This is a genomic window from Klebsiella sp. GG_Kp146 (assembly GCF_040061975.1).
GTDB lineage: Bacteria > Pseudomonadota > Gammaproteobacteria > Enterobacterales > Enterobacteriaceae > Klebsiella > Klebsiella quasipneumoniae.
Genome location: NZ_JBEAHA010000014.1, coordinates 81,942 through 105,609 on the forward strand (window position 1 = coordinate 81,942; position 23,668 = coordinate 105,609).

Annotated in this window: 28 protein-coding genes; 14 read left to right on the top strand and 14 right to left on the bottom strand. The window is 57.5% G+C overall.

The genetic code is table 11. The annotated features are described in order from the left end of the window. Positions 1–53: 53 nt before the first annotated feature. The 3 genes from mnmA to rluE are packed head-to-tail and all read right to left on the bottom strand — an operon-like array spanning position 54 to position 2,342. A complete protein-coding gene (gene mnmA, locus ABLU95_RS16620; RefSeq protein WP_012542211.1) occupies positions 54–1,160 on the bottom strand; it encodes a tRNA 2-thiouridine(34) synthase MnmA in 1,107 nt (368 codons plus the stop codon). Between the two features lie 56 nt (positions 1,161–1,216). After that, positions 1,217–1,675, bottom strand: coding sequence for an NUDIX hydrolase (locus ABLU95_RS16625; RefSeq protein WP_004150802.1), 459 nt, complete (start codon positions 1,673–1,675; stop codon positions 1,217–1,219). Between the two features lie 16 nt (positions 1,676–1,691). Continuing rightward, positions 1,692–2,342, bottom strand: a complete 651-nt coding sequence (gene rluE, locus ABLU95_RS16630; RefSeq protein WP_348879997.1) for a 23S rRNA pseudouridine(2457) synthase RluE — start codon at positions 2,340–2,342, stop codon at positions 1,692–1,694. A gap of 240 nt (positions 2,343–2,582) precedes the next feature. Here rluE and icd point away from each other — a divergent pair, with 240 nt between their 5' ends. Beyond that, the gene (gene icd, locus ABLU95_RS16635) at positions 2,583–3,833 is read left to right on the top strand and encodes an NADP-dependent isocitrate dehydrogenase (protein ID WP_023289166.1); all 1,251 of its coding nucleotides are present in this window, start codon (positions 2,583–2,585) and stop codon (positions 3,831–3,833) included. A 272-nt stretch (positions 3,834–4,105) separates the two neighbouring features. Here icd and ABLU95_RS16640 read toward each other — a convergent pair whose 3' ends face one another. The 4 genes from ABLU95_RS16640 to ABLU95_RS16655 form a co-directional block, all read right to left on the bottom strand. Continuing rightward, positions 4,106–4,819 (bottom strand): winged helix-turn-helix domain-containing protein, encoded by a 714-nt coding sequence (locus ABLU95_RS16640; RefSeq protein WP_348879998.1) that lies wholly within the window; start codon positions 4,817–4,819, stop codon positions 4,106–4,108. Next, complete coding sequence (locus ABLU95_RS16645; RefSeq protein WP_348880000.1) at positions 4,816–5,208, bottom strand: amino acid-binding protein; 393 nt, start codon at positions 5,206–5,208, stop codon at positions 4,816–4,818. Before ABLU95_RS16645 ends, ABLU95_RS16640 begins: the two co-directional genes overlap by 4 nt. Further along, positions 5,201–5,524, bottom strand: a complete 324-nt coding sequence (locus tag ABLU95_RS16650) for an antibiotic biosynthesis monooxygenase (RefSeq protein ID WP_241504917.1) — start codon at positions 5,522–5,524, stop codon at positions 5,201–5,203. Before ABLU95_RS16650 ends, ABLU95_RS16645 begins: the two co-directional genes overlap by 8 nt. Positions 5,525–5,660: 136 nt before the next feature. Further along, positions 5,661–6,134 (bottom strand): OsmC family protein, encoded by a 474-nt coding sequence (locus tag ABLU95_RS16655; protein WP_004203707.1) that lies wholly within the window; start codon positions 6,132–6,134, stop codon positions 5,661–5,663. 157 nt (positions 6,135–6,291) lie between these two features. Between ABLU95_RS16655 and ABLU95_RS16660 the strand changes: the two genes are divergently transcribed. Beyond that, the gene (locus ABLU95_RS16660; protein WP_064154847.1) at positions 6,292–6,933 is read left to right on the top strand and encodes a GntR family transcriptional regulator; all 642 of its coding nucleotides are present in this window, start codon (positions 6,292–6,294) and stop codon (positions 6,931–6,933) included. A 290-nt stretch (positions 6,934–7,223) separates the two neighbouring features. Next, positions 7,224–7,769: a cysteine hydrolase family protein gene (locus tag ABLU95_RS16665; RefSeq protein WP_023289210.1), complete on the top strand. Its 546-nt coding sequence runs from the start codon at positions 7,224–7,226 to the stop codon at positions 7,767–7,769. A gap of 54 nt (positions 7,770–7,823) precedes the next feature. On the opposite strand, the gene ABLU95_RS16670 is transcribed toward ABLU95_RS16665, so the two are convergent. Both ABLU95_RS16670 and ABLU95_RS16675 read right to left on the bottom strand, forming a co-directional pair. Then, a complete protein-coding gene (locus tag ABLU95_RS16670; protein WP_348880002.1) occupies positions 7,824–8,051 on the bottom strand; it encodes a DUF1272 domain-containing protein in 228 nt (75 codons plus the stop codon). Positions 8,052–8,162: 111 nt separating this feature from the next. Further along, positions 8,163–9,356 (bottom strand): zinc-dependent alcohol dehydrogenase, encoded by a 1,194-nt coding sequence (locus tag ABLU95_RS16675; RefSeq protein WP_348880003.1) that lies wholly within the window; start codon positions 9,354–9,356, stop codon positions 8,163–8,165. 610 nt (positions 9,357–9,966) lie between these two features. Between ABLU95_RS16675 and ABLU95_RS16680 the strand changes: the two genes are divergently transcribed. The 6 genes from ABLU95_RS16680 to cydB all read left to right on the top strand — a co-directional run bounded on the left by ABLU95_RS16680 (position 9,967) and on the right by cydB (position 14,642). After that, positions 9,967–10,152, top strand: a complete 186-nt coding sequence (locus ABLU95_RS16680; protein ID WP_004150795.1) for a general stress protein — start codon at positions 9,967–9,969, stop codon at positions 10,150–10,152. A gap of 90 nt (positions 10,153–10,242) precedes the next feature. Beyond that, entirely contained in the window at positions 10,243–10,737 is a 495-nt protein-coding gene (locus ABLU95_RS16685; protein ID WP_023289213.1) for a ferritin-like domain-containing protein, read from the top strand. A gap of 26 nt (positions 10,738–10,763) precedes the next feature. After that, entirely contained in the window at positions 10,764–11,270 is a 507-nt protein-coding gene (locus ABLU95_RS16690) for a ferritin-like domain-containing protein (RefSeq protein ID WP_023289214.1), read from the top strand. Between the two features lie 15 nt (positions 11,271–11,285). Further along, entirely contained in the window at positions 11,286–12,173 is an 888-nt protein-coding gene (locus ABLU95_RS16695) for a manganese catalase family protein (protein WP_023289215.1), read from the top strand. Between the two features lie 55 nt (positions 12,174–12,228). Continuing rightward, positions 12,229–13,635, top strand: a complete 1,407-nt coding sequence (locus ABLU95_RS16700) for a cytochrome ubiquinol oxidase subunit I (RefSeq protein WP_023289216.1) — start codon at positions 12,229–12,231, stop codon at positions 13,633–13,635. Further along, the gene (gene cydB, locus ABLU95_RS16705; RefSeq protein ID WP_348880005.1) at positions 13,632–14,642 is read left to right on the top strand and encodes a cytochrome d ubiquinol oxidase subunit II; all 1,011 of its coding nucleotides are present in this window, start codon (positions 13,632–13,634) and stop codon (positions 14,640–14,642) included. The genes ABLU95_RS16700 and cydB overlap by 4 nt, the downstream gene beginning before the upstream one ends. On the opposite strand, the gene ABLU95_RS16710 is transcribed toward cydB, so the two are convergent. From ABLU95_RS16710 to ABLU95_RS16720, 3 genes are read right to left on the bottom strand one after another with little or no spacing between them, the layout of a single operon-like run. Further along, entirely contained in the window at positions 14,636–15,556 is a 921-nt protein-coding gene (locus ABLU95_RS16710) for an HlyD family secretion protein (RefSeq protein ID WP_348880007.1), read from the bottom strand. The genes cydB and ABLU95_RS16710 overlap by 7 nt on opposite strands. Further along, positions 15,553–15,765, bottom strand: coding sequence for a DUF1656 domain-containing protein (locus tag ABLU95_RS16715; protein ID WP_049014926.1), 213 nt, complete (start codon positions 15,763–15,765; stop codon positions 15,553–15,555). Before ABLU95_RS16715 ends, ABLU95_RS16710 begins: the two co-directional genes overlap by 4 nt. Beyond that, on the bottom strand, positions 15,758–17,815 hold the full coding sequence (locus ABLU95_RS16720) for an FUSC family protein (protein ID WP_348880009.1): 2,058 nt from the start codon (positions 17,813–17,815) through the stop codon (positions 15,758–15,760). Before ABLU95_RS16720 ends, ABLU95_RS16715 begins: the two co-directional genes overlap by 8 nt. 77 nt (positions 17,816–17,892) lie before the next feature. Between ABLU95_RS16720 and ABLU95_RS16725 the strand changes: the two genes are divergently transcribed. After that, the gene (locus tag ABLU95_RS16725; protein ID WP_044522244.1) at positions 17,893–18,687 is read left to right on the top strand and encodes a helix-turn-helix transcriptional regulator; all 795 of its coding nucleotides are present in this window, start codon (positions 17,893–17,895) and stop codon (positions 18,685–18,687) included. Between the two features lie 59 nt (positions 18,688–18,746). Here ABLU95_RS16725 and ABLU95_RS16730 read toward each other — a convergent pair whose 3' ends face one another. Continuing rightward, positions 18,747–18,944 (bottom strand): hypothetical protein, encoded by a 198-nt coding sequence (locus ABLU95_RS16730; RefSeq protein WP_023289222.1) that lies wholly within the window; start codon positions 18,942–18,944, stop codon positions 18,747–18,749. A gap of 568 nt (positions 18,945–19,512) precedes the next feature. Here ABLU95_RS16730 and ABLU95_RS16735 point away from each other — a divergent pair. The 4 genes from ABLU95_RS16735 to ABLU95_RS16750 all read left to right on the top strand — a co-directional run bounded on the left by ABLU95_RS16735 (position 19,513) and on the right by ABLU95_RS16750 (position 22,006). Next, a complete protein-coding gene (locus tag ABLU95_RS16735) occupies positions 19,513–20,145 on the top strand; it encodes a helix-turn-helix domain-containing protein (protein WP_023289223.1) in 633 nt (210 codons plus the stop codon). A gap of 45 nt (positions 20,146–20,190) precedes the next feature. Then, positions 20,191–20,346, top strand: a complete 156-nt coding sequence (locus ABLU95_RS16740) for a hypothetical protein (protein ID WP_048298651.1) — start codon at positions 20,191–20,193, stop codon at positions 20,344–20,346. 428 nt (positions 20,347–20,774) lie between these two features. Next, positions 20,775–21,461: an EAL domain-containing protein gene (locus tag ABLU95_RS16745; protein WP_023289224.1), complete on the top strand. Its 687-nt coding sequence runs from the start codon at positions 20,775–20,777 to the stop codon at positions 21,459–21,461. A gap of 134 nt (positions 21,462–21,595) precedes the next feature. After that, positions 21,596–22,006 (top strand): Spy/CpxP family protein refolding chaperone, encoded by a 411-nt coding sequence (locus tag ABLU95_RS16750; RefSeq protein WP_348880013.1) that lies wholly within the window; start codon positions 21,596–21,598, stop codon positions 22,004–22,006. Positions 22,007–22,090: 84 nt separating this feature from the next. On the opposite strand, the gene ABLU95_RS16755 is transcribed toward ABLU95_RS16750, so the two are convergent. Further along, on the bottom strand, positions 22,091–23,593 hold the full coding sequence (locus ABLU95_RS16755) for a UbiD family decarboxylase (protein ID WP_023289226.1): 1,503 nt from the start codon (positions 23,591–23,593) through the stop codon (positions 22,091–22,093). Between the last annotated feature and the right edge of the window lie 75 nt (positions 23,594–23,668).

A 23,668-nucleotide genomic window follows, 5' to 3' on the forward strand; every position in this document is an offset into this window, starting at 1 on the left:
CATACTCCTTGTCAGCCGCCGGGGCGGTTCGTCCCGGCGGAAATAACGCGCGTTCAGGACTGCAGAGGCAGTCGTTGTTCAATAATTCCGCCGCCGAGGCACACTTCACCCAAATAGAACACGGCGGACTGGCCCGGGGTCACCGCCGCGACCGGCTCATCGAAGCGGACTTCGATACGGTCTTCATCCAGCGCGGTAACGGTGCAGGGGATATCGGTCTGGCGATAGCGGGTTTTCACCGTGCAGCGCAGGGTGCCCTGCAGCGGTTCACGGTCAACCCAGTGCAGCTGTTGGGCAATCAGGCCGACGGACATCAGGCGCGGGTGGTCATGGCCTTGGGCGACGATAAGAATATTATTCTCAACGTCTTTATCGACCACATACCATGGGTCTTCGCTACCCTCTTTGGTGCCGCCGATACCCAGTCCTTTACGCTGGCCCAGGGTATGGTACATCAGCCCCTGATGGGTGCCGATCTCCTCGCCGTCGACGGTGAGGATTTTGCCCGGCTGCGCCGGCAGATAGCGGCCAAGGAAATCGCGGAATTTACGCTCGCCGATAAAGCAGATGCCGGTGGAATCTTTTTTCTTCGCGGTGATCAGATCCAGCTCTTCGGCGATCTTACGCACCTGCGGTTTTTCCAGCTCACCCACCGGGAACAGGCTCTGGGCAATCTGCTCGTGGCTGAGGGTATAAAGGAAGTAGCTCTGATCTTTGTTGCCGTCGAGACCGCGCAGCAGCTGGCTTTTACCGTCGACATCGGCGCGGCGCACATAGTGCCCGGTGGCGATGTAGTCGGCGCCGAGGTCTTCGGCGGCAAACTCGAGGAAGGCTTTAAATTTGATCTCTTTATTGCACAGAATATCCGGGTTTGGCGTGCGGCCGGCTTTGTACTCTTCCAGGAAGAGCTCAAAGACGTTATCCCAATATTCGGCGGCAAAGTTAACGGTGTGCAGTTCAATGCCCAGCTTATCGCAGACCGCTTGCGCATCGGCAAGGTCGGCGGCGGCGGTGCAGTATTCCTCGCCGTCGTCTTCCTCCCAGTTCTTCATGAACAGGCCTTCCACCTTATACCCTTGCTGCAGCAGCAGGTACGCGGAGACCGAGGAGTCGACGCCGCCGGACATGCCGACGATCACTTTTTTCTGGCTTTCTGACATGGAAATACTCGCTACATTGAACTTCGAGGCGGCGTATTCTAGCACGCGCTCACCGTTCATTCACCCCCTGTGAACGGCCAGTTAAATGCGCCAATCAGCGACAGCGGCTGGCGCGGGTCCTGCAGGTAGCAGCGAATGCTTTCGGCAACCAGCGGCGAGCGCAGGTTTGGCGCGTTAAGAATTTCCTCAGCACTGAGCCACAGGCAGCGATCGATATCGCTGTCGTGCGGTTCAGTGGCGCACAGATCGCTAAGTTCGATGGCGAACAGGAAGCGCAGAAACGGGGTGTTATCGGGGGCCAGCCACTGATGCATGCGGATGAAGTGCTGCGGCGTGGCGCGAATGCCGGTCTCTTCCCACAGTTCACGTTCGGCGGCCTGCAGCAGCGTTTCATTGGCCTCGAGATGGCCCGCCGGCTGGTTCCACAATGCTTTGCCGTTAATGGTCTCTTCGACGATGAGAAATTTATCCTGAGCGTGAACCACGCAGGCAACAGTGACATGAGGTTTAAACATCGCTTTTCCTTTTCGGTTATTCGGCTTTGCGCCAGTCGCCGTTGGCCAGCCCGTCGAGGGTGTAGCCGCCCATAGCGTAGCGGATCAGCCGCAGGGTAGGGAAGCCGACGTGGGCGGTCATCCGGCGCACCTGACGGTTGCGTCCCTCGTAGAGCGTGATCTTCAGCCAGCGGGTGGGGATCGATTTGCGCTCACGAATCGGCGGGTTGCGCGGCCACAGCCAGGCGGGCTCCTCCACAAGTTCTACGCCGGCAGGCAGGGTGGGGCCATCGTTGAGGGTGACGCCGTCGCGCAAAGCGGCCAGCGCCTCGGGGGTGGGGTCGCCTTCCACCTGGACGTAGTAGATCTTGCCGGTGCGTTTACCCGGCTGGGTCAGCTTCGCCTGCAGCGCGCCATCGTTGGTCAGCACCAGCAGCCCTTCGCTGTCGCGATCGAGTCGACCTGCGGCGTAGACGCCCGCCACGGGAATAAAATCTTTCAGCGTGCTGCGCCCGGCCTCGTCGGTAAATTGTGGCAACACATCATAGGGTTTATTGAACAAGATCACAGTTTTTGGCTGGCGTTCTTTGCGTTGTCTGGTGACTTGTTGTGTGCTGAATCGCTCAACGCGATGTTTTCTAAATGAAGTTTTCTGCATGGTATTTTCAGGCTCTATCAATTGCCGCATTATAGCCTAATTACGAATGCCTTTCATGGACGCAAACATTCAGGTAGTATTGACATGCTCATTACAAATTATTAACAAAAAATTGCTCAAACCGATTCGCAACACAGGCAGGAAGGCGACACGGACGCGATAGCTCCGGTTAGCGGGAAGACCCGGTACTCCGAAGCTGGCCGACTCAGCCAACACCAGGCTCGCGTGAAGAGGGAAGAGCAGAACCAGAAGCGCTCGAAGGAGAGGTTAATGGAAAGCAAAGTAGTAGTTCCGGCGGAAGGTCAAAAAATCACCCTGCAAAACGGCAAACTGAACGTCCCTCATAATCCGATTATCCCGTTCATTGAAGGTGACGGTATCGGCGTTGACGTTACCCCAGCGATGCTGAAAGTGGTTGATGCCGCCGTTGAGAAAGCCTATAAGGGCGAGCGTAAAATTTCCTGGATGGAAGTTTACACCGGTGAGAAATCGACCCACGTCTATGGCCAGGATGTCTGGCTGCCAGCTGAAACCCTCGATCTGATTCGTGACTACCGCGTTGCTATCAAAGGTCCTCTGACTACCCCAGTCGGCGGCGGCATTCGTTCCCTGAACGTGGCGCTGCGTCAGGAGCTGGATCTCTACGTTTGCCTGCGTCCGGTACGTTACTACCAGGGCACTCCGAGCCCGGTTAAGCACCCGGAACTGACCGACATGGTTATCTTCCGTGAAAACTCCGAAGATATCTATGCCGGCATCGAGTGGAAAGCCGACTCTGCTGAAGCAGACAAAGTGATCAAATTCCTGCGCGATGAGATGGGCGTGAAGAAAATTCGCTTCCCGGAACATTGCGGCATCGGCATCAAGCCGTGCTCTGAAGAAGGCACCAAACGCCTGGTTCGTGCAGCCATTGAGTATGCGATCACCAACGATCGTGACTCTGTGACCATCGTTCACAAAGGCAACATCATGAAGTTCACCGAAGGCGCGTTCAAAGACTGGGGCTACCAGCTGGCTCGCGAAGAGTTCGGCGGCGAGCTGATCGACGGCGGCCCGTGGGTGAAAATCAAGAACCCGAACACCGGCAAAGAGATCGTGGTAAAAGACGTGATCGCCGATGCCTTCCTGCAGCAGATCCTGCTGCGTCCGGCGGAATACGACGTTATCGCCTGTATGAACCTCAACGGCGACTACATCTCTGACGCGCTGGCGGCACAGGTTGGCGGTATCGGTATCGCCCCGGGCGCCAACATCGGCGACGAGTGCGCGCTGTTCGAAGCGACTCACGGTACTGCGCCGAAGTATGCAGGCCAGGACAAAGTGAACCCGGGCTCCATCATCCTGTCCGCAGAGATGATGCTGCGCCACATGCAGTGGTTCGAAGCCGCAGACCTGATCGTCAAAGGCATGGAAGGCGCTATCGCCGCCAAGACCGTGACCTATGACTTCGAACGTCTGATGGAAGGCGCTAAACTGCTGAAATGTTCAGAGTTTGGCGACGCGATTATCGCGAACATGTAATCCCGTTGGTGGATTAAGTAAAAGCGGGAGCCGATGGGCTCCCGTTTTTTTATCGCATTCAGGCCGTTATTTTGCCGGACGCTCGCTGCGCGGTACCATGGTTGATTTCCCGCAACACAATGTCCATCAAAGCCATGCGCTTACAACAGGGCTAGCTCAGTTTACCGCGAGATCGCAAGTGGGTATGGATTGAACGCCAGGGGTCTTACTGATGGCCCGACCGGCTTAAACCGGTGCCGTTCGGCGAAAATGTGATGTAGCCTAAACTCAGGCTATCCACCCACCTTCAGATTAAACAGCCGGGACAGCGCCGCTCTGCCGCTATCCGTCACTTGCACTTCCCGATATCCCGGCGCGCGGGTTATCCATCCTTTCTGCTCAAACAGCGCCATCAGCGCCGAACCGGCGTCGCCTCCCAGATGAAAACGTCTTTCGCTCCAGTCAAGACAGGGGCAACAAGGCTTACGTCGCGGGCGAGCGTTAAGTACCGCGCCCAGGCTTTCAAGCTGGGTTTTACCGGCTGACGTCAAGGACTGCCCATCGGCCGTCAGCCATTTTTCCCGCAGCATAGACTCATAAATATTCACCGCCAGTTCGCCCGCCAGATGGTCGTAGCAGGTGCGGGCGTAGCGAAGCGTAACCGGCGTGCTGGTGGCCAGCGCCTTATGAGCCTGCATTGAGACGCCCATCAGGTTTTCCAGCAGGCCGGCGATATGCGGGCCCGCCAGGCGGTAATAGCGGTGGCGCCCCTGCGCGAGACACACCACCAGCCCGTTGCTGAGCAGCCGGGCAAGATGTCCGCTGGTGGTGGAGGCGGAGACCTCGGCGACCGTGCTGAGCTCGGTCGCCGTCCATGCGCGCCCGTCCATCAGCGCGCAGAGAATACTGACCCTTGACGGGTCGGAGAGGGCTGAGGCCACCATCGCCATCGCGGTTTCCAGCGCCGCCTCTGGCTCACTGTCTTGCTGCGTTTTCAGGAGATTCATTCAGAAAGTATGGCCCATTTTTTGGTCACTTCCGCTGCCCGGGTGTCATCATCGGTAAGGAGAATGAGCCGGTTACGGTGGTCGCTGTACTGTACCAGAATATTAATACCGTTGCGGGCCAGGGTGTCTGCAATGTCCCCCAGCTCCCCGGGTCGTTCCTGGGGTAACTTGCGTATCAGAGGACGGCATACATCGCTGACCGTAAATCCGGCCTCGGTCAGCACCCTGCGGGCTGTCTCACCGTCTTCTACCAGAAAATGCGCATGCCCGGCATCAGGCGTGGTGAATACCCCACCACCTTCGAGACCCACACCGTTGTTGCCCATCGCTATACCCATTGCGCCAAGCGAGCCCGGCGTGTTGCTGAGAATGACGTGAATATCATACATCTGGCTGTGCTCCCCGAGCCGATGAGTAATCCCGGAACACGCGGGCAACGCGTATTCTGTAATATGAAAAAATTGATGCTTTGCCTTCGCGCTGGGCAGCCAGATGCCGCTCATTTTGCTGCCAGTTGGCCACCGATGCTTCATCTTCCCACCAGGATAACGAAAGGATTTTGCCGGGCGAATTCAGGCTCTGAAAACGCTCGATGGCAATAAACCCCGGCGTGTCTGAAAGCAAAGGCGTCAGCCCGGCCGCCAGCTGAAGATATCTTTCCTGTGCTTCCGGTAAGGCGTCGGCCTCAAAAAGTACCGCAATCATAAGTCTGCTCCGTGGTGAATTTCCCTGCAGTCTAATGACGGCCAGAGCAGGATGCTTCGGTGTGCAGCGAAGTGTGGCTGAGGTTGGATACCCCAGCCACATTTCCTGAGCGCCGGATGACCGCGCCAGAAACGAGTTACTCTGCGTTAAAGATAATAAATTCAGGCTGGTAGCTGACCGGGAAATTGACCGATCGGGCGATAAAACAGACGTGATGGATCTGCTGATGAAGGGCCGCGGCGGCGTCGAGATCGGTACCTGGTAATACGGTGATTTTCGGCCTGAGGGTAGCAGAAATAAAGCGACCCGCGCCCCCTTTTAATACTTCGCCCGTTGCTACCGGCGAGTCCTGATATTCCATGACCGTAATGCCGGCATCTGAGGCCAGATGTAAGTACCACAGCATGTGACAGGCAGAGAGAGAAGAGAGCAGGAGATCTTCCGGGTTCATTTTGCCGGGATCGCCGCCCAGTAATGGATCATTTGAACAATGAATGGGTTCTTTTCCCTTTACCGCGATATCCCAGGTTCGGGCATAAGCCTTGTAACCCGAAGTACCCGTGCCCTGATTGCCGGTCCATGTGATATGACTGGTATAAGCATGTTCCATTGGTTTGCCTTTCTCTAGAGAGGGATGAATTTCTTCACTGCGGTATCGTCCAGGTGCATTGCCTGAACGAAGCTGCAGGTAGAATCGCAAGGTTGTCATGACGTTGGCTATAATGGCATAATGGTATACCATTTATGAATGATGTAAAGAGAGCCAAATGAACGCTGCTACCCGTTCGACCGCTGACATCCTTGCCAGTGAGTTAAAAATCTTAATCAACAAGGGGGCATTGCGAGATGGCGACCGGCTTGTAGAGCGCGACCTGGCCTGCCAGTTTTCTGTCAGCCGTATCCCAATGAGAGAAGCGATACAGCAGCTTGAGCGCGAAGGTCTGGTTGAGATTTACAGAAATCGTGGCGCGGTGGTGAAAACGCTGACGGCCGCAGATGTCGATGAAATTTATCAGCTGCGGGCACTCCTGGAAGGTGAAGCCATTTTTCATAGCCTGAAGAATATGGACCCGGAAACGCTTGCCCGGGCAGAGCTGGTGCATCAGCTGCTGAGCAGCGCTTCTGAACCCGAGCAGCAGGGGAGGTATAACCGGGAGTTTCATGAACTGCTGTATCGGAAGTGTAACAATCAGCGCCTGTTGAAGATGATCGGTGAATTGCGCGAGCAGATTGAAAGATATGAGCTTTTTCAGAACAGACTGCTGTCGGATACGCTGAAATTCCAGGATGAGCATCAGCAGATCCTGATGGCCTGCCAGCAAAATAATCCACAGGAGGCTCGGGCATATACCGTGAAACATATTCTTTCAGCAGGCGAAACCCTTCGCGCCTATATTGTAAGCCGTTAATGGTTGCGTAAAGCGGCTGCGTTGTTCAGGCATAAATTGCAATCCGTCTCAGCTCAATGCTATAAGAAAAGAGCCGTTTTAATGCCGCTTATGTTTTATCTGTAAAGAATAAGTGAAGGTCAGATAATGATTACGTCAGTGCAGCCAACCACCACCGTCACCACCACGACCGTAACCTGCGGTGGTGTGGGCGTATCTGTGACCGGCTCCTGACAAACAGATCCTCACTCCCCGCCAATGTGGACGGGGAGCGTCTTCTCCGTTCGTGACAGACTGAATGGAGACCCATCATGATTTCATCTGAACATGCCCTGTTAATTATCGATATGCAGCAGGGGCTTTTCCGTGGCCCGGTTTCCCCGTATCAGGCCGATGCGCTTCTGGCGAACGTTTGCCTGCTGATTGAAAAAGCGAGACAGGCTGAGGTGCCAGTCTTCTTTGCCCGCCATACCGGACCTGACGACTCTCCGTTCTCCGCGCAAAGTCCATTAACCCAACTGCTGCCTGAGATGGGGGTTAACTGCGAGCGGGATATCGTTTTGATTAAAAAATACCCCTCCTGTTTCCAGCAAACTGACCTTGAGCATCAGCTCGCCCAGGCCGGCGTAAAACAGCTGGTTATTGCCGGGATGAAAACCGAATTCTGCGTGGACACGACCTGCCGAGCGGCATCGGCGCTGGGATTACGGACGGTGTTAATCTCGGATGCGCACTCAACCATGGATAACGAACGTTTATCAGCGCCTGACATCATTGGCCATCACAATGTCACCCTTGCGGGGCCCTTTGTGACGCTGTCGACCGCCGCGGAGTGGCGCTTTTCGGCAGAGAAATAAGGGTGAAGAAAGGGAGCCTGAGGGCTCCCGTTCGCGACGCCTGCTCATCCGGTTTTACTGCGTATGGCGACGCAGGGTGGAGGCGGGGTGACGCCGGAGCGCCTCTTCGGGACGCACCGGGCGCCGCACCAGCTCGCCGCCGCAGTTCGGGCAATGGCCGTTCAGCCGGGCCGTCATGCAGTCCTGGCAAAAGGTACACTCGAACGAACAGATAAACGCTTCGGGTGAGTCTGGCGGCAGATCTCTATCACAGCATTCGCAATTCGGGCGTAACTCGAGCATGACCTTCTCCTGTGGTTAATGGCGGTATCCGCCACGGCGGGCCAGCGGATACTGTTTTTATATCACGGCCCGCACTGGCCGCCGAGGGGTTTCGCTGCGTTAACCTCCGCCTCAAAGCGTTGCCTTTCCGGGCTGCATCCCCGGCACGAGGATCACTTTGCGGCATGCCTCTTCACGCTTCTCAAAGATCTGATAGCCGCGCGCGGCCTCCTCCAGCGGCATATGGTGCGTGATTATCTCCTCCGGGGTGAGCAACCCTTGCTCAATTAGCGCCAGCAGATCCGGCAACCAGGCATGGACGTGGGTTTGCCCCATTTTGAAGGTCAGCCCCTTATCAAAGGCATCGCCAAACATAAATCCATGAATGAAACCGGCGTAAACCCCGGGCACGCTGACGATGCCGCCGCGGCGCACGGCGGCGATGCACTGGCGCAGCGCTTTCCCGCTGCTGCCCTCGATTTTCAGGGTGGTGAGGACGGTTTCCGTGAGGCTGCCTTTCGCCTCGAAGCCGACGGCGTCAATCACCGCGTCGACGCCGCGATGGCCGGCGGTGTTGTCGATAATCCACTGCGCCGGGTCGTCATGGTGGTCGAAGTTTATCGGGATCGCGCCATAGCGCTGCTGCGCGAAGTCGAGTCGGTAATCGTTATGATCAATGATGAATATCTGCTCTGCGCCATTGAGCCTGGCGCAGGAGGCGCACAGCAGGCCAACCGGGCCGGCGCCAAAAATAGCCACGCTGCTGCCGGGTTTGACCTCGGCGTTTTTTACCGCCTGCCAGGCGGTGGGCAGAATATCTGACAGAAACAGCACCTTTTCATCGGGTAAGGTGTCCGGCACTTTAAACGGGCCGGTATTGGCTTTGGGAACCCGCACATATTCCGCCTGGCCGCCGGGGATCCCGCCGTACAAATCACTATAGCCAAACAGCGCCGCGGGTGGCGAAATACCTTTGCGATTGAGCGTCGCCCCCTGGCCGCTATTGGTGCTTTCGCAGGCGGCATATTGCTGCAGGCGACAAAAGAAGCAGTCTCCGCAGGCAATGACAAACGGGATAACCACCCGATCGCCTTTACGAACCGCGGTGACGTCCGAACCGGCGTCCACCACTTCCCCCATAAATTCATGGCCGAAAATATCACCATGGTGCGTGCCGGGGATCTTTCCGCGGTAAAGGTGCAGATCGGAACCGCAGATCGCCGTCGCCGTGACGCGCAGAATAATATCGTCCGGCGCCTCAAGGGCTGGGTCGGGCATGGTGTCAACGCTGACATGATGGGGGCCATGATAAGTGAGTGCTTTCATAGAGTCTTCTCCTGGAGAGAATGGCTGATCGCATCAGGCGCAAAGGCAAAGTGACCTGACGCTATTGCCGCCGATAAACCACCGTGAAAATAAAGCGTAGAGTACTAATAATGGAACTGCGTGATATTCCAGTCGCTGAATATATTCCACGCTTCGCTTATTTATTGGCGTTATTTGCCTGTTTCCCCTGAATATGCCAGGCTTAATCGGGCATGATATTCGCTCCATTTTATTTTTCCAGCCGCTTCCCCAGCGGCTTTTTTTTGCCTTAAAAACAAGAAAAATTCCTAATTTCAGTCGGGCTACAGGCAATACTGCCGCTTCGTTATATAACCCAACGGGAGTAACCCGCCGGTATAAATAATTCTTTGCCGCATGGGTGGTCTCTATGCATTATTTCCCTGAACACAGTAAGTTAGCCGAAATGTGCCGTCTGGTTGTTTTTGATGTGTTTTATAGAATTATTCCGAATTGCTGCTAAAAGGTATCGGAAACACCGGATAATAATTTGACTAACCAGCATTACCCGCTAGATTTAAATATCGAACGACGAGTGATACGGAATATTTTCGTATCGTACTGACATAACCGATATACATGAGGTGAAAATATGGCAGAGCATCGTGGTGGTTCCGGTAATTTTGCTGAAGACCGTGAAAAAGCTTCTGAAGCAGGTCGTAAAGGTGGTCAGCACAGCGGCGGGAACTTTAAAAATGATCCGCAGCGTGCGTCCGAAGCGGGTAAAAAAGGCGGACAAAACAGCCACGGCGGTGGCCGCAAGTCTGATAATTCCTGATTATCCTTTTCCTTGCACCCTGAAGTGAAAGTATCTCCTGCGAGTCTGTCACGGGCTCGCAGTTATTTTCTGACTCCAGAAGGTATTTCTATGAATATGAAAAGCATTGAAGATGTATTTATTCACCTGCTCTCAGATACCTACAGCGCAGAGAAACAATTAACCCGCGGGCTGGCTAAACTGGCCAGAGCGGCGTCCAGTGAAAAACTCAGCGCGGCGTTCAATGCTCATCTTGAAGAAACCCAGGGCCAGATTGAACGTATCGACCAGATCGTTGAGCAGGAATCCGGTCTGAAAATCAAACGCATGAAATGCGTGGCCATGGAAGGATTAATCGAAGAGGCCAATGAAGTCGTTGAGAGCACGGAAAAAAATGAAGTACGTGATGCCGCGTTAATTGCCGCTGCGCAAAAGGTCGAGCATTACGAAATTGCCAGTTACGGTACCCTGGTGACCCTAGCGGAACAGCTGGGTTATAAAAAAGCGGTCAAGCTGCTGGCCGAAACCCTGGAAGAAGAAAAACAAACCGATGTGAAATTAACCGACCTGGCGGTAGGTAATATTAATAAAAAAGCAGAAAAATAAACGCTCCCTGACACGAGGAAATCACGATGAATCACATTGAACATTATCATGACTGGCTACGAGATGCGCATGCCATGGAAAAACAGGCAGAATCCATGCTGGAATCAATGGCTGGCCGTATCGATAATTATCCGGATCTCCGTGCCAGAATCGAACAGCATATCAATGAGACCAAACGGCAAATTACCGTGCTGGAAGAGATCCTCGACCGCAACGAGATTTCGCGCTCGGTGATTAAAGATTCGATGAGTAAAATGGCGGCTCTCGGCCAGTCCATCGGCGGGATGTTTCCTTCCGATGAAATAGTCAAAGGCTCGATCAGCGGGTACGTCTTCGAGCAGTTTGAGATCGCCTGCTATACCTCTCTGCTGGCGGCGGCTGAAAAAGCGGGCGATACCGCTTCCATTCCGGCCATTGAGGCCATCCTGGCGGAAGAGCAGGCCATGGCCGACTGGCTGATCAAACATATTCCTCAGACCACGGAGCAATTTCTCCTGCGTTCAGATGCTGACGGCGTAGAAGCGAAAAAATAACCAGGAGGCAGGCCTATGTTTCGTCATGTGAAACAACTGCAGTATACCGTGCGCGTTGCTGAACCCAATCCGGGGCTCGCGAATTTACTGCTCGAACAGTTTGGCGGCCCTCAGGGCGAGCTGGCCGCCGCGTGTCGTTATTTCACTCAGGGATTAAGCGATGACGATCCCGGCCGCAAAGACATGCTGATGGATATCGCGACAGAGGAGCTGAGCCATCTGGAGATCATTGGCACCCTGGTCGGCATGCTAAATAAAGGCGCCAAAGGGGCGCTGGCGGAGGGCACCGAGAGCGAGGCGGAACTCTATCGTTCGCTCACCGCCAACGGCAACGACAGCCATATTACGTCGTTACTGTACGGCGGCGGTACCCCGCTGACCAATTCGGCGGGCGTGCCGTGGACGGCGGCCTACATTGATACTATCGGCGAACCCACCGCCGACCTGCGGTCAAACGTCGCGGCGGAGGCGAGGGCGAAGATCGTCTATGAACGGTTGATCAACGTGACCGACGATCCCGGCGTAAAAGACGCGCTGGCGTTCCTGATGACCCGCGAAGCGGCGCATCAGCTCTCTTTTGAGAAGGCGCTGCAGTCAATTCGCAACAACTATCCGCCGGGCAAACTGCCGCCCATTAGCGAGTACGCGAACACCTACTACAATATGTCTGAAGGTGGAGAAGTACGCGGCAGCTGGAACAGTGACAAACACTTCGATTATGTCAAGGATCCGCAGCCGGCCGTGGATGGCGGAGATGGCAGCGCCTCTGTCGGCCTGACGCCGGAGCAGGAAGCGCTGTGCAAAGCGATGCTGAAGCGAACAGAATCTGACCCGCAGGGTGATCCTTTGACCGGCGCTGAACTGGGCGCCGGTAAGCAAAACACGTCATCATCGGCTAAGTGATGTTCGCATAAGCCCCGGCTGCGGCCGGGGCGTTTCATAATGATGGGTGCGGATTATGTTTGAATTTGACGCGTTTCATCTGGCCCGACTGCAATTTGCCTTTACCGTTTCCTTCCATATTCTGTTTCCGGCCATCACCATCGGCCTTGCCAGCTACCTTGTGGTGCTGGAAGGGATGTGGCTGCGAACCCGGGATAACGTCTGGCGCTCGCTCTACAACTTCTGGCTGAAAATTTTCGCCGTCAATTTTGGCATGGGCGTGGTTTCCGGATTAGTCATGTCCTATCAGTTCGGCACCAACTGGAGCGGATTCTCCCAGTTTGCCGGCAGTATTACCGGCCCGCTGCTGCTGTATGAAGTGCTGACCGCCTTCTTCCTCGAAGCGGGATTCCTCGGCGTGATGCTGTTCGGCTGGAGCAAGGTGCCGCCGGCGCTGCATTTTTTTACCACCTGCATGGTAGCCCTTGGCACCCTGGTCTCCACCTTCTGGATCCTCGCCTCCAATAGCTGGATGCAGACGCCGCAGGGTTTTACCCTCGAAAATGGCCACCTCATCCCGCAGGACTGGCTGGCGATTATCTTTAACCCCTCATTCCCGTATCGCTTGTTCCATATGGCGATCGCCGCGTTTCTCAGCAGCGCCATGTTCGTCGGGGCCTCCGCCGCCTGGCATCTGCTGCGCGGCAACGACTCGCCGGCCATCCGCAAAATGCTGTCGATGGCGATGTGGATGGCGCTGCTGGTGGCGCCCATCCAGGCGGTGGTGGGGGATATGCATGGCCTTAACACCCTTGAGCATCAGCCGGCGAAGATTGCGGCGATTGAAGGACACTGGGAAAACCGGCCGGGCGAGGCCACCCCGCTGCTGCTGTTTGGCCTGCCGGATATGGAAGAGGAGCGGACCCGCTATGGCCTGGAGATCCCGGCGCTGGGCAGCCTGATCCTCACCCACAGCCTGCATAAGCAGGTGCCGGCCCTGAAAGATTTCCCGAAAGAGGACCGGCCCTATTCGCCCGCCGTGTTCTGGTCGTTCCGTATCATGGTTGGGATGGGCGTGTTGATGATCGCCTTAGGGATCTGCAGCGCCTGGCTGCGCTATCGGCGGCGGCTGTACCATTCGCGTCCCTTCCAGTGGTTTGCGCTCTGTATGGGGCCCGCCGGTCTTATTGCGCTGGTCGCCGGGTGGGTGACCACCGAGATGGGCCGTCAGCCGTGGGTGATCTACGGTTTGCTGCGCACCCGGGACGCGGTGTCGTTGCACAGTACGCTGCAAATGGCTATCAGCCTGCTGGTGTTTATCGTGGTCTACTGCGCGGTGTTTGGCGTGGGGTATTACTATATCTTCCGGCTTATCAAAAAAGGGCCGCAGCCGGTGACGGAGCTGACCTCGCAAACCGCAGGCACCCCGGCGCGTCCGCTCTCGGCGGCAGAGCCGGTGCGGGATGAGGAGAACGCATCATGAGCATCGATATCTCGGTGATTTGGTTTGTCATCATTGTCTTCGCCACGTTGATGTATATCGTGATGGATGGTTTCGATTTAGGCATCGGGATGCTGTTCAGCGTGGTGCATGACGCCGAAGAGCGCGATGTGATGGTTAACAGCGTGGCGCCCGTCTGGGATGGTAACGAAACCTGGCTGGTGCTCGGCGGGGCAGGGCTGTTCGGCGCGTTTCCGCTGGCTTACGCGGTGATCACCGATGCGCTGGTTATCCCGCTGACGGCGATGCTCATCGGCCTGATTTTCCGCGGCGTGGCGTTTGAGTTTCGTTTTAAAGCGGTTCCCTCGCATCGCACCTTCTGGGACTATGCCTTCGCCGGCGGCTCGCTGCTGGCGACCTTCAGCCAGGGGATTGTCGTCGGCGCCTTTATCAACGGCTTTGCGGTAGCCGACCGCCGCTTCGCCGGCTCGACGCTGGACTGGCTTACCCCCTTTAACCTGTTCTGCGGTCTGGGGCTGGTGGTGGCCTATCTGCTGTTGGGCACCACCTGGCTCATCATGAAAAGCGAAGGCGCGCTGCAGCAGCGGATGCGCGAGCTGACCCGCAAGGTGCTGCTGGCGCTGATGGCGGTGATCGCGGTGGTCAGCGTCTGGACGCCGTTGGGCTGGCGCTACGTGGCGGAACGATGGATTACGCTGCCCAATTTCTTCTGGTTCGTGCCGGTGCCGATCCTGGTGCTGACCCTGAGCCTGTGGATCTGGCGCCTGAGCGCGCGCCCCGCCAGCCACGCTCGTCCCTTTATCCTGACGCTGGGCCTGATATTCCTCGGCTTCAGCGGGCTGGGGATCAGCGTCTGGCCGAACATTATTCCGCCGCACATCTCCCTGTGGGATGCCGCCGCGCCGCCCTCCAGTCAGGTATTTATGCTGCCGGGGGCGCTGCTCATCATCCCGGTGATCCTGATGTATACCGCCTGGAGCTATTACGTCTTTCGCGGCAAAGTGTCCGGCAGCGAAGGCTATCACTGAGAGGACAGCAAGTCGGCTACGGATGATTGACCGGCGCGCCGCGCCGTCCGGTCAGGGATGACCGAAATGGTCGCGGACAGACCGGCGACCCGCTCCACCCCCGCGGGCAGGGTATCGATATGGATACGCACCGGCACACGCTGCGCCAGCCGCACCCAGCTGAACGTTGGCTCGACCTGCGGCAGGCCCAGGGCGCCGGTTTCATCATTGGTATCGCCGATCCCGTGCCCGATGCTCTCCACATGGCCGGTAATAACCGGGTCGTAGCCCATCAGCGTGATGTGCGCGGTATCGCCAATGTGGATGTGGCGCAGACGGGTCTCTTCAAAATACCCCACCACCCAGAAACTCTGACCATCGATAATGGCGACTGTCGTCACCCCGGCGGTGGCATAGTCGCCGGGGCGCAGCCGGAGATGGGTCACGTAGCCGGATACCGGCGCCCGCACGGTGGCATGCGCTACATTCAGCTGCGCCAGCGCCAGTGCCGCCAGCGCGCCCTGGTAGTTAGCGGCCGCGACGCTGGCCGCGCTGTTGGTCTGTTTCAGATCTTCGCTGGAGATGACGCCCTGGATCTGCGCCCGACGTCTGGCGGCATCCTGGCGCATCGCCATCTCCTGGCGTCGGGCTTCCACCTCCGCCTGAGCGCTGCTGACCGCCAGCTTCAGCCAGCGCGGATCGATGGTATAGAGTACCTCTCCCCGATTGACCCACTGGTTGTCTTTCACCGCCACGCTGGCCACCGGCCCCGAGACATTGGGGGCGATCTGCACCACGTCGGCCCGCATCCGGCCATCGCGGGTCCAGGGCGTCTGCGCCTCCTGTTTCCAGAAAATGAAAGCCAGTAGCGCGGCGGCGGCGACGGCGCCTAAAGTCAGGGCATAGCGGCCCACAAGTGTCAGATACAGTGTCATACGGATAACCCCAGCGAGTGAACGCCCTGCAGGAGCAGGAAGAAAAGCGCGATAAAAAGGGACAGCCCCCACAGCGGCCGGCACGGCAGGCGACCCGGGCCGCGGGCGGAGAAGATAAGCGGTTGCAGCAACAGTGTAGCGAGCAGGGCGATAAGGCCGACAATCAGCAGGCCGGGGAAAAATACCCCGCCCAGCGCGAGGTCACGCATGGTTCTGGCTCTCCTCAGGCAGGTGTAAGGCGCAATACAGCGCGATGAGCGCTTCCGCGCGTTCGCGCGAGGCGGCATCGGTCGCCGGTAAAGCCTGGGCCAGCAGCGCATTGACCGGTTGCTCCAGGGCCGTCATGTCCGGCTGCGGGTTCAGCGCGTCGAGGAGCGCTTGCACTGCGTCCGCCGACGCACTGTCCGCCTGCTGATAGCGACGGCGCAGATGGATCACGGCGAGACCGGTACGAATATCGCGCAGCATCTTGTCAAGCAACTGACCGGCTGCCGGTCCACTCTGCGGCAGGCGGGGCAGCAGTAATGCGGTTCGGTCGATCATCAGGTTGGTCCAGCGGTGGGCATTGTGCGCCAGCCGGCCGCGAGCGGCGCGGCGGATATCGCGCTGGCACAGCGTCAGCAGACGACGGATAGCGGTTTCCGCCTGCACGGTTTGCAGCAGGCGCATACCAAACGCCGCATAACCGACGGCGATAAACAGCGCGAGCGCGGTATTGATCGCCGTCGCGAAGTCGCCGCGGTAGCTGGCCCCCAGCTCGCACAATATCGGCAGCGTCAGGGTGATGCCCATCGCCATAAAGGTGGTGGCTGGCCGCGCCTGCAGCGAGCCGGCCAGCAGATAGACCGGGGCGAGCACCGCCGCCAGCAGCGCAAATTCGTTCACCTGCGGCAGCAGGACGAAGCTGTAGAGCAGGCTGAACAGCACGCCCCACACGCAGCCGATCAGGTATTTCACCAGATGCGCCGCCGGCGCGTCGAAGCTGGCGAACAGGCTACAGCAGACCCCGAGGATCGAGACCGCGGTGCCGCCATCGGGCCAGGCGGATTCTATCCAGATCAGGCAGCCGCTAAGGATGATGACGAAGGCGCCGAAGGAAGTCCGCAGGGCGCTGAGCGGATCGCGATGGAAAACATAACCCTTCGCCGCGCCGGCGTCGGGGGGCAGGGCAGGCGACCGCCGGCGATAAACCGCCTTCGCCAGCCGCTCGCTCTCCTGCAGGAGGCGGATGGCTTCCGCCAGATGGCGCGCCAGGCTGAGCCGCAGCGCCTCGTCCATGGTCTGCGCGTCAGTAGCGTACCGGGCGATGAGCCGCTCGCAGCGGAAGAGAAGTCCGTCTGCCGAGGGCGGCGTCCTGGCGGCTTGCGGGCCTGTCAGCCAGGCCTCTGCCTCCGCCAGCAGCGCCTGCAGGTCGTCAGGTGGCGGCCCGCTCCTCTGTAAACGGTCATACAATTCGCCATTGACGATCAACAGTCGCGCCAGCCGGTCGTGGATCGCTTTTCTCGCCTGGCGGTGAGGGACAGACAGGCCGTCATCCCAGGGCAGGTGGTGGTTGATGCCCTGGAGAAACTGCAGGCTCAGCGCCAGCCGCAGCGTTTCCGCCGCCACCGGCTTGCCTGCCAGCGTATCGGCGATCCGCTGGCGGGCGGTTGCCAGCGTCTGTGCCAGCGTGCTGTTAAACCGCCCGGCGATGCGCACCGGCAGCACGAAGCGATGGATCAGGCTGGCGCATAAGATACCGATGGCGATCTCTTCCACCCGGGTGACGGCGAGGTCAAAGATCGTTCCGGGCGCGGAGACGGCGGGAAAGCCAATCAGGCTCGCGGTGTAGCCCGCCAGCAGGAAGGCGTACCCGCGCGGCGTGCGTTCAAGCAGGGACAGGCAGAGGCTACCCGCGATCCACAGGGCCAGCATGACGCTGCACAGGATCGGCTGGTTAACGAAGGTGGGCACGATGATCACGGTGGCCGCCGCGCCGACGACGGTCCCGACCAGCCGATAGACGCTACGGCTCAACGAGGCGCCCGCCGAGGTCTGCGAGACGATATAGACGGTGATGATAGCCCAGGAAGGCCGCTGCAGACCGATGGAGAGCGCAAGATAATAAGCCAGCATCGCCGCGGCGAAACTCTTCGCGGCATAGATCACCGCCTGGCCATCGCTGCGCAGCGTGGCTGAGGGTGTTTGCGGCATGAAACGGCGCGCGACGGCGCCTGCGGCCCGCAGCCAGCGGGCCTGACGAAAGAGGATGATGTTCATGCCGCCGATTATTGCCGGCTTGCGCTTGCGGAGAAATACTCTATTCTGTCAAAAAATACCTGAATCTTGCCAACCGTATGCCATCACCCTTTGCCAATACGCTGTACGATCCGGACGCGTCTTCCTGCCCGGCCGTCGCGCGTCATCTTGATTTTGTCGAGTATGAAGCCGAAGTGCCGGTGCATAGCCATCGCAAAGGACAACTGATTATCGTGCTGTATGGCGCGGTGCGTTGTCGGGCGGAAAATAACCTGTGGATCGTGCCGCCTCGCTGCGCGGTATGGATCCCGGGCGGTATTGCCCACAGTGTGACCGCCACCTGGAACGCGCGCCTCAACTACCTGTTTATTGAACCCGGGGCGGCGGCGCTGCCCGACAGCTGCTGCGCGCTGGCGCTCTCTTCCCTGATCCATGAGCTGGTGGGGCGGCTCACCCGCGAAGGGGCGGACTACGCGGCGGATAGCCATGCCGGGAGACTGACCCGGGTGACCCTTGACGAGCTGGCGACCATGCCGGCGCAGCGCCTGAATCTGCCCGTCTCAGCGCACCCCAAAATACGCGCCATGGCCGACAGGCTGGTGAGTCATCCTGACGATCGCAGTACCCTGCCGGTGTGGGCGAAACGTCTGGCGCTGAGTGAACGCTCCCTGGCGCGCCTGATGCAGCGGGAGACCGGCCTCACCTTCGGACGCTGGCGCCAGCAGCTGCATCTGATTATTGCCCTGCAGGAGCTGGCCAGCGGCGTTTCGGTACAAAACGTGGCGGCTAAGCTGGGGTATGAGTCGGTGAATGCTTTCATTACCCTGTTTAAAAAAACGATGGGGACGACGCCGGCGCACTATTTTGCCGAACGGCAGACCGGCACTCGTTAAGAAAAAGGGACGGGCGATGACCGCTGGCCTGACGCCCGCCAGAGAGGGCGGGCAGGGGCTTAGGCTTTCGGCGACTTGATCTTAATAATAAATCGCTCATTCAGCCGGGTGATCCTCGCGCCAATGTCGCCAAACTCGGTGGCGATTTTAAAAAAATCGTCCGCGGCGACGTCGAAATCGAGTTCAATTTTCTGATGTTGTCCTGTCGCCAGTAATTCATAGAAATGGTCAAGGCTGCGGGCTTTTTCGCTGGGCATCGTATTTCTCCATGGTCAACCAATCAGCAGGGCGTTTATGACTTATCGCGCTTTCCGGATTATTCAGCAGAATGGCAATGGGGCCTGATATAAGATTATGCAATGACAGTAAGAGTGGGGTAGGGCGATATTATTCCGTGTTGTTAAACCGTACGGTCGCGCGTTTGCCGGCGATACCATGACGGCAGGAACAATCCTGTGGCGTCGGCTGATGATAGACATTGTTTGATGACAATTTGATGTCAGTAAAATGAACCTGCAAGGGCTCGGGATTTCATATCGCTAAATAATTTTTATTCTGTGGCTGTTAAGGTAGTTCTTAACTACTTTATGGTGATGGGGCTTTATTTTTTATGGCCAACGGCGAGGGAACAACGATGCAATTACTTGATTTATTCGCAGGCTTATTGTGGTTAAGCAGCGTTATTTTCCTGCTGTTTGTTCTTGATGTGGTCATCACCCGTTATCTTTATCGTAAATAACCGACAGCGGCGACGGCGCTCGGCGTAGGGTACAGCGCCGGAGGATGATAGTATAACGCCGGGACTGATTCAGGAAGGAATGCGCGGTGGCCGGGAGAGTTGATTACGATATTGAAAAATACCAGTTTACCGAAGCCGGCGAAACGTCGCGGCTGCGGGAGCAGTGGCGCGAAGTCTATCAGGAGTGCCGTCAGCTGCAGGCCGGGGCAGAGGAGCGCCTGCGCATTGCGTTACTGAACGTCGACTATGTCACCAGCTTCGAGCTGCCTTTTCGCCTGCTGCTGGTGCGCGCGCCGCAGCTGATCGCCGACGTCCGCGAGACGCTGCAGCTCAGCCGTAAAGCCGCCGTTTTCAACGGCAAACGTTACGGCTGCGTCTACAGTTTGAAGCAGGATTTACAGGCTGTACCGGAGAGCTTTCATTACCACCTGACAAACCGCATTCGTCGCGTCGAAGCGACGGGCCTGACGGCGGCGCCGTACCAGCAGATCGCCCGGGAGATTAAACCTGCCCGGGATCGACTCCGCCAGGCATTAATCGCCGGCCTGCCGGTTACCGCGCTTGATGCCCTGTTCTGGTTCGGCAGTCAGCGGGTGGCGGCGGACATTGCCCAGCTGCGCCGGTCCGGTATGGCTATTGTCACTGAGGAGGTGGAGGTCAGCGACAATCTGTTCAATACCACCCGGCGGGTACCGGTTTATCGTCTGACCAGCGCGTGAGCGGGTCTCGCTTCGCCCAGCCGCTGCCTCTGCAGGCAGTCGACCATTGCGCCATCAAACCAGACGCACAGCCCTCTGGCGGCATGCCGCGGAGCCGGTTCCCGCCACGCGCTGACGCTGAGCATGATCAGCATCAGCGCCAGCGGAACCACGTATATTCTTTTCACTTCCCTCTTCCCGCTTCGCCTTTTCTGCCAGTAAGGTAGCGGGAAAATATGACGTTTCGTTGACCCGGCTGCCTGATTTATCGCCCGCAGAAGGCATGGCCGGCGGGGCGTGCCGGGTGATGCGTTATTCATCTTCGGCATAACAATATGACAAAAACTGGCGGCTTGTTTTTTTCGTTTTTATTACATCATGCTTTTTATCCTGCAGGGAAAAAGCATGAAGTCGCCATGCCTGGCGGCGGGGTTATCTTGTAACTGGCTGGTTTGAAACGATATTTTAATTGTGATTTACGCGGGTCTGACAGCGGGGGCAAATTTATATTAATTCACTTTACCGATCAATAAATTATATCTTGATAGCTTTTAGCTATCGAATGTTTCTTATCGATCATTTTAAACTATTTTTGTTAGCGGGAAATATATGACATGCTTTAACCCTTTCTTATTTCTGGTATTTTTTAAATGGTTGAAGAAAACGTGAAAAATACCTCTTATCGCTTCGTTCTGGAGCCCGCTATTAGCGATGGCGGCGGCTACCACTCGTGGGAATTGCTCACTAAAGACATTATAGCACCCGCACAAAATAACACCTCAGCGCCCACATTTTCTTTCTCCACGCTCACCGAAAGCGATAAGCTTGCACTATTTACCCGACAAATCGAGTTGCTTTCCGTATTTGATTTTTCCCAGGTCGATAATAAGCCGATCTCTCTGAATATTGATGATTTATTAAGCCATTTTATTCTGACCGACCGCTATCTCTGTGATTTTCTGCGCTCCTGTAAATACATTGCTCTGGAAATAAATGAGAATTTTCATGAATTTATCGCCGGCCGTGAACTGACGGCGCTGAGCACGCTGGCGGCGCTTTGCCCGGTCTGGCTGGATGACTTTGGTCGCGGACGAACGACGTTCCGGCTGCTGGAGCGATTTCGCTTTGATTGCGTCAAAGTGGATAAAGACTATTTCTGGGACAAAGAAAACGATCCCGCTTTGCCCGGGCTGTTACAGGCCATTCATACCCTGACCGGGCATGTGATTGTGGAGGGGATCGAAACTGAAAAGCAAAAACGGCTCATCAATGCGGCCGGGGATATCATTGGTCAGGGCCGTTACTGGAAGGATGAATATATCTTTCTTTGCTGCTGAGCGCCCGCCGGGGCCAGGTTCGGTTACCTGCCATTCTTTTCTTATCCAGTTTTAAACGAATGCTTTGTTACAGATAGTCTTTATTCCCGCGATGATAATCCAGTCTCTTTTACTTGCCTGAAGGATAACTCATTGTGAATACACGCTTGCGTAACACCCTGATCGCCATTGCGCTGACCACCTGCTTCACCGCCGCCAGCCAGGCGTCGACCTCGGCTGACGTGCCGTCTGTCTCGCAGGACCCGGTCGTCCAGCACCTGAAGCTGAGTGAGGAGCAGGTCGCCAAAATCCAGGCGCTGCGTCAGGGCTTCGAAAACAGTGTGAGCCAGATTAAAATCAGCGGCTATCAGGACGGCGCCCTGGCCGACGTGATTCACTCCGGGAAATGGGATGAAGCCAAAGTCAAACAGCAGCTGGCTACCTTTAGCCAACTGGATCAGCAGGTGCGCTATTATCGCGTGAAATACTACTTCGACGTCAGCCAGGTGCTGACCGCCGAGCAGCGTGAGCAGGTGAAAAAAGACCTCGCCGCGGCGATCAACTAACCCGCCTTCGCCATCCGCTCCGGATGGCGCTGCATCGGGCGACAGACGCCGTGTGTTCGGCGCCTGTCGCCCCGCTTGACTGACTTACTGACCGTGGCCGTTTTCCAGACGGGCAAAATACTCCGGGGCAAACGGACGCGGGTCGACATCGGCAAACGGCGCACGCTCAAAGTGCGCTTTCAGCGCCCAGGGAACCGTGCAGTCAAAAATCGTCTTGCAGCTGATACCTTCCCCGCGGATCGACGGACTGTATTCCGGCGTCTGGGAAGGATCGAGCTGGTGACCGCGGATACCGGGGAGGGTGGTGATGCTGACATCCCCCTGCATGCGGGTGGTCATCGCCCACAGGATATCGTCGCTGTCAAAGATATCGACATCCTCATCAACCAGAATGATGTTTTTCAGTTCGGAATAGGTCGCCAGCGCCAGCAGCGCAGCCTGTCCCTGACGTCCTTCGTCGGCGGGCTGACGTTTTTTCACCTGCAGGATCCCCAGAAATTTACCGCCGCCCGCGGTGTGGGCGTAGACGTTTTGTAAAAAGCCCGGGATGGCGGCCTCGACGGCATTCCAGATACTGGCTTCGGTCGGCAGCCCGGCGAGGGTGGTATGTTCTTCCCCCGGTCCCACCAGCGTCTGCAGGATGGCATTGTGCCGCATGGTTACCGCTTTGACTTTGATCACCGGCAGCGACGGGTTGGCGCCGCCGCAGTAGCCGGGAAATTCCGGCATCGCGTGGCCGCTGTTGGTGTGTTGATCTTCCCTGACGCGCACGCCGGGCAGCAGTTCGCCTTCAATGACGATCTCGGCGCGGGCGATGGCTTTCTCCGGGACGCTGACGCCCTGCACCAGCTCCACCGGGCGCTGACGCAGCGCGCCGGCGACGCCCAGTTCGTTATAGCCAAACGGCGTGGTGGGGGCTTCGAAGCAGGCGCCAATATAGATGGCCGGATCGAGACCCATGTTGATGGTTATCGGCAGCGGTTTGCCGGCAGCCTCGGCTTTCTGGCGAAACACTTCGATATGGCGGCCGGCGGCAAGAAACATCGACAGCTCATCCCGGCCCTGCACGCACAAGCGGTGGATGGTGACGTCGGTGAGCGAGGCGTCGTCAGGATCGCTGGCCAGCGCCAGGCCGAGGCAGAAGAAGGGGCCGGCGTCGATCGGGGTGTTGGTGGGCGCCGGGAGCAGGGTGCGCAAATCAAAGTCCGGATCGTCGGCCAGAAAAACCTGCTCCTGACAGGGGGCGCTGCCGGCCGGAACCACCACCGGCGCGACCGGTGTTTTCACCGCTTTACCCACCTCCAGCGCCAGCTGCGAAGCTTCGCAGCCCAGCAGCAGCGCCGCCCGCTGGCGGCTGGCGTGCATGCCCACCAGAATACGCGAATGCGGATAGCCTTTAATATTGTTAAACATCATCGCCGGGCCAATGCGGGTGGGGCGCTTCACGGTGCCGCCGGCGCCGATATGACGATAGACGCCGGCCAGCTCGGCGTTAGGGTCCACCGGATGATTGGTTTCGAGGTATTGATTGTCATGCTGTTGCAGCAGCGCGATGGCGTCGCGCAGATCCTGAATCGGTGCGGTCATGATGTTCTCCTTAGCGTGTCGATGCGCACAGTATGCTTCGCAGGCTAATGGTTATCAATTGCATCATTCATGCGT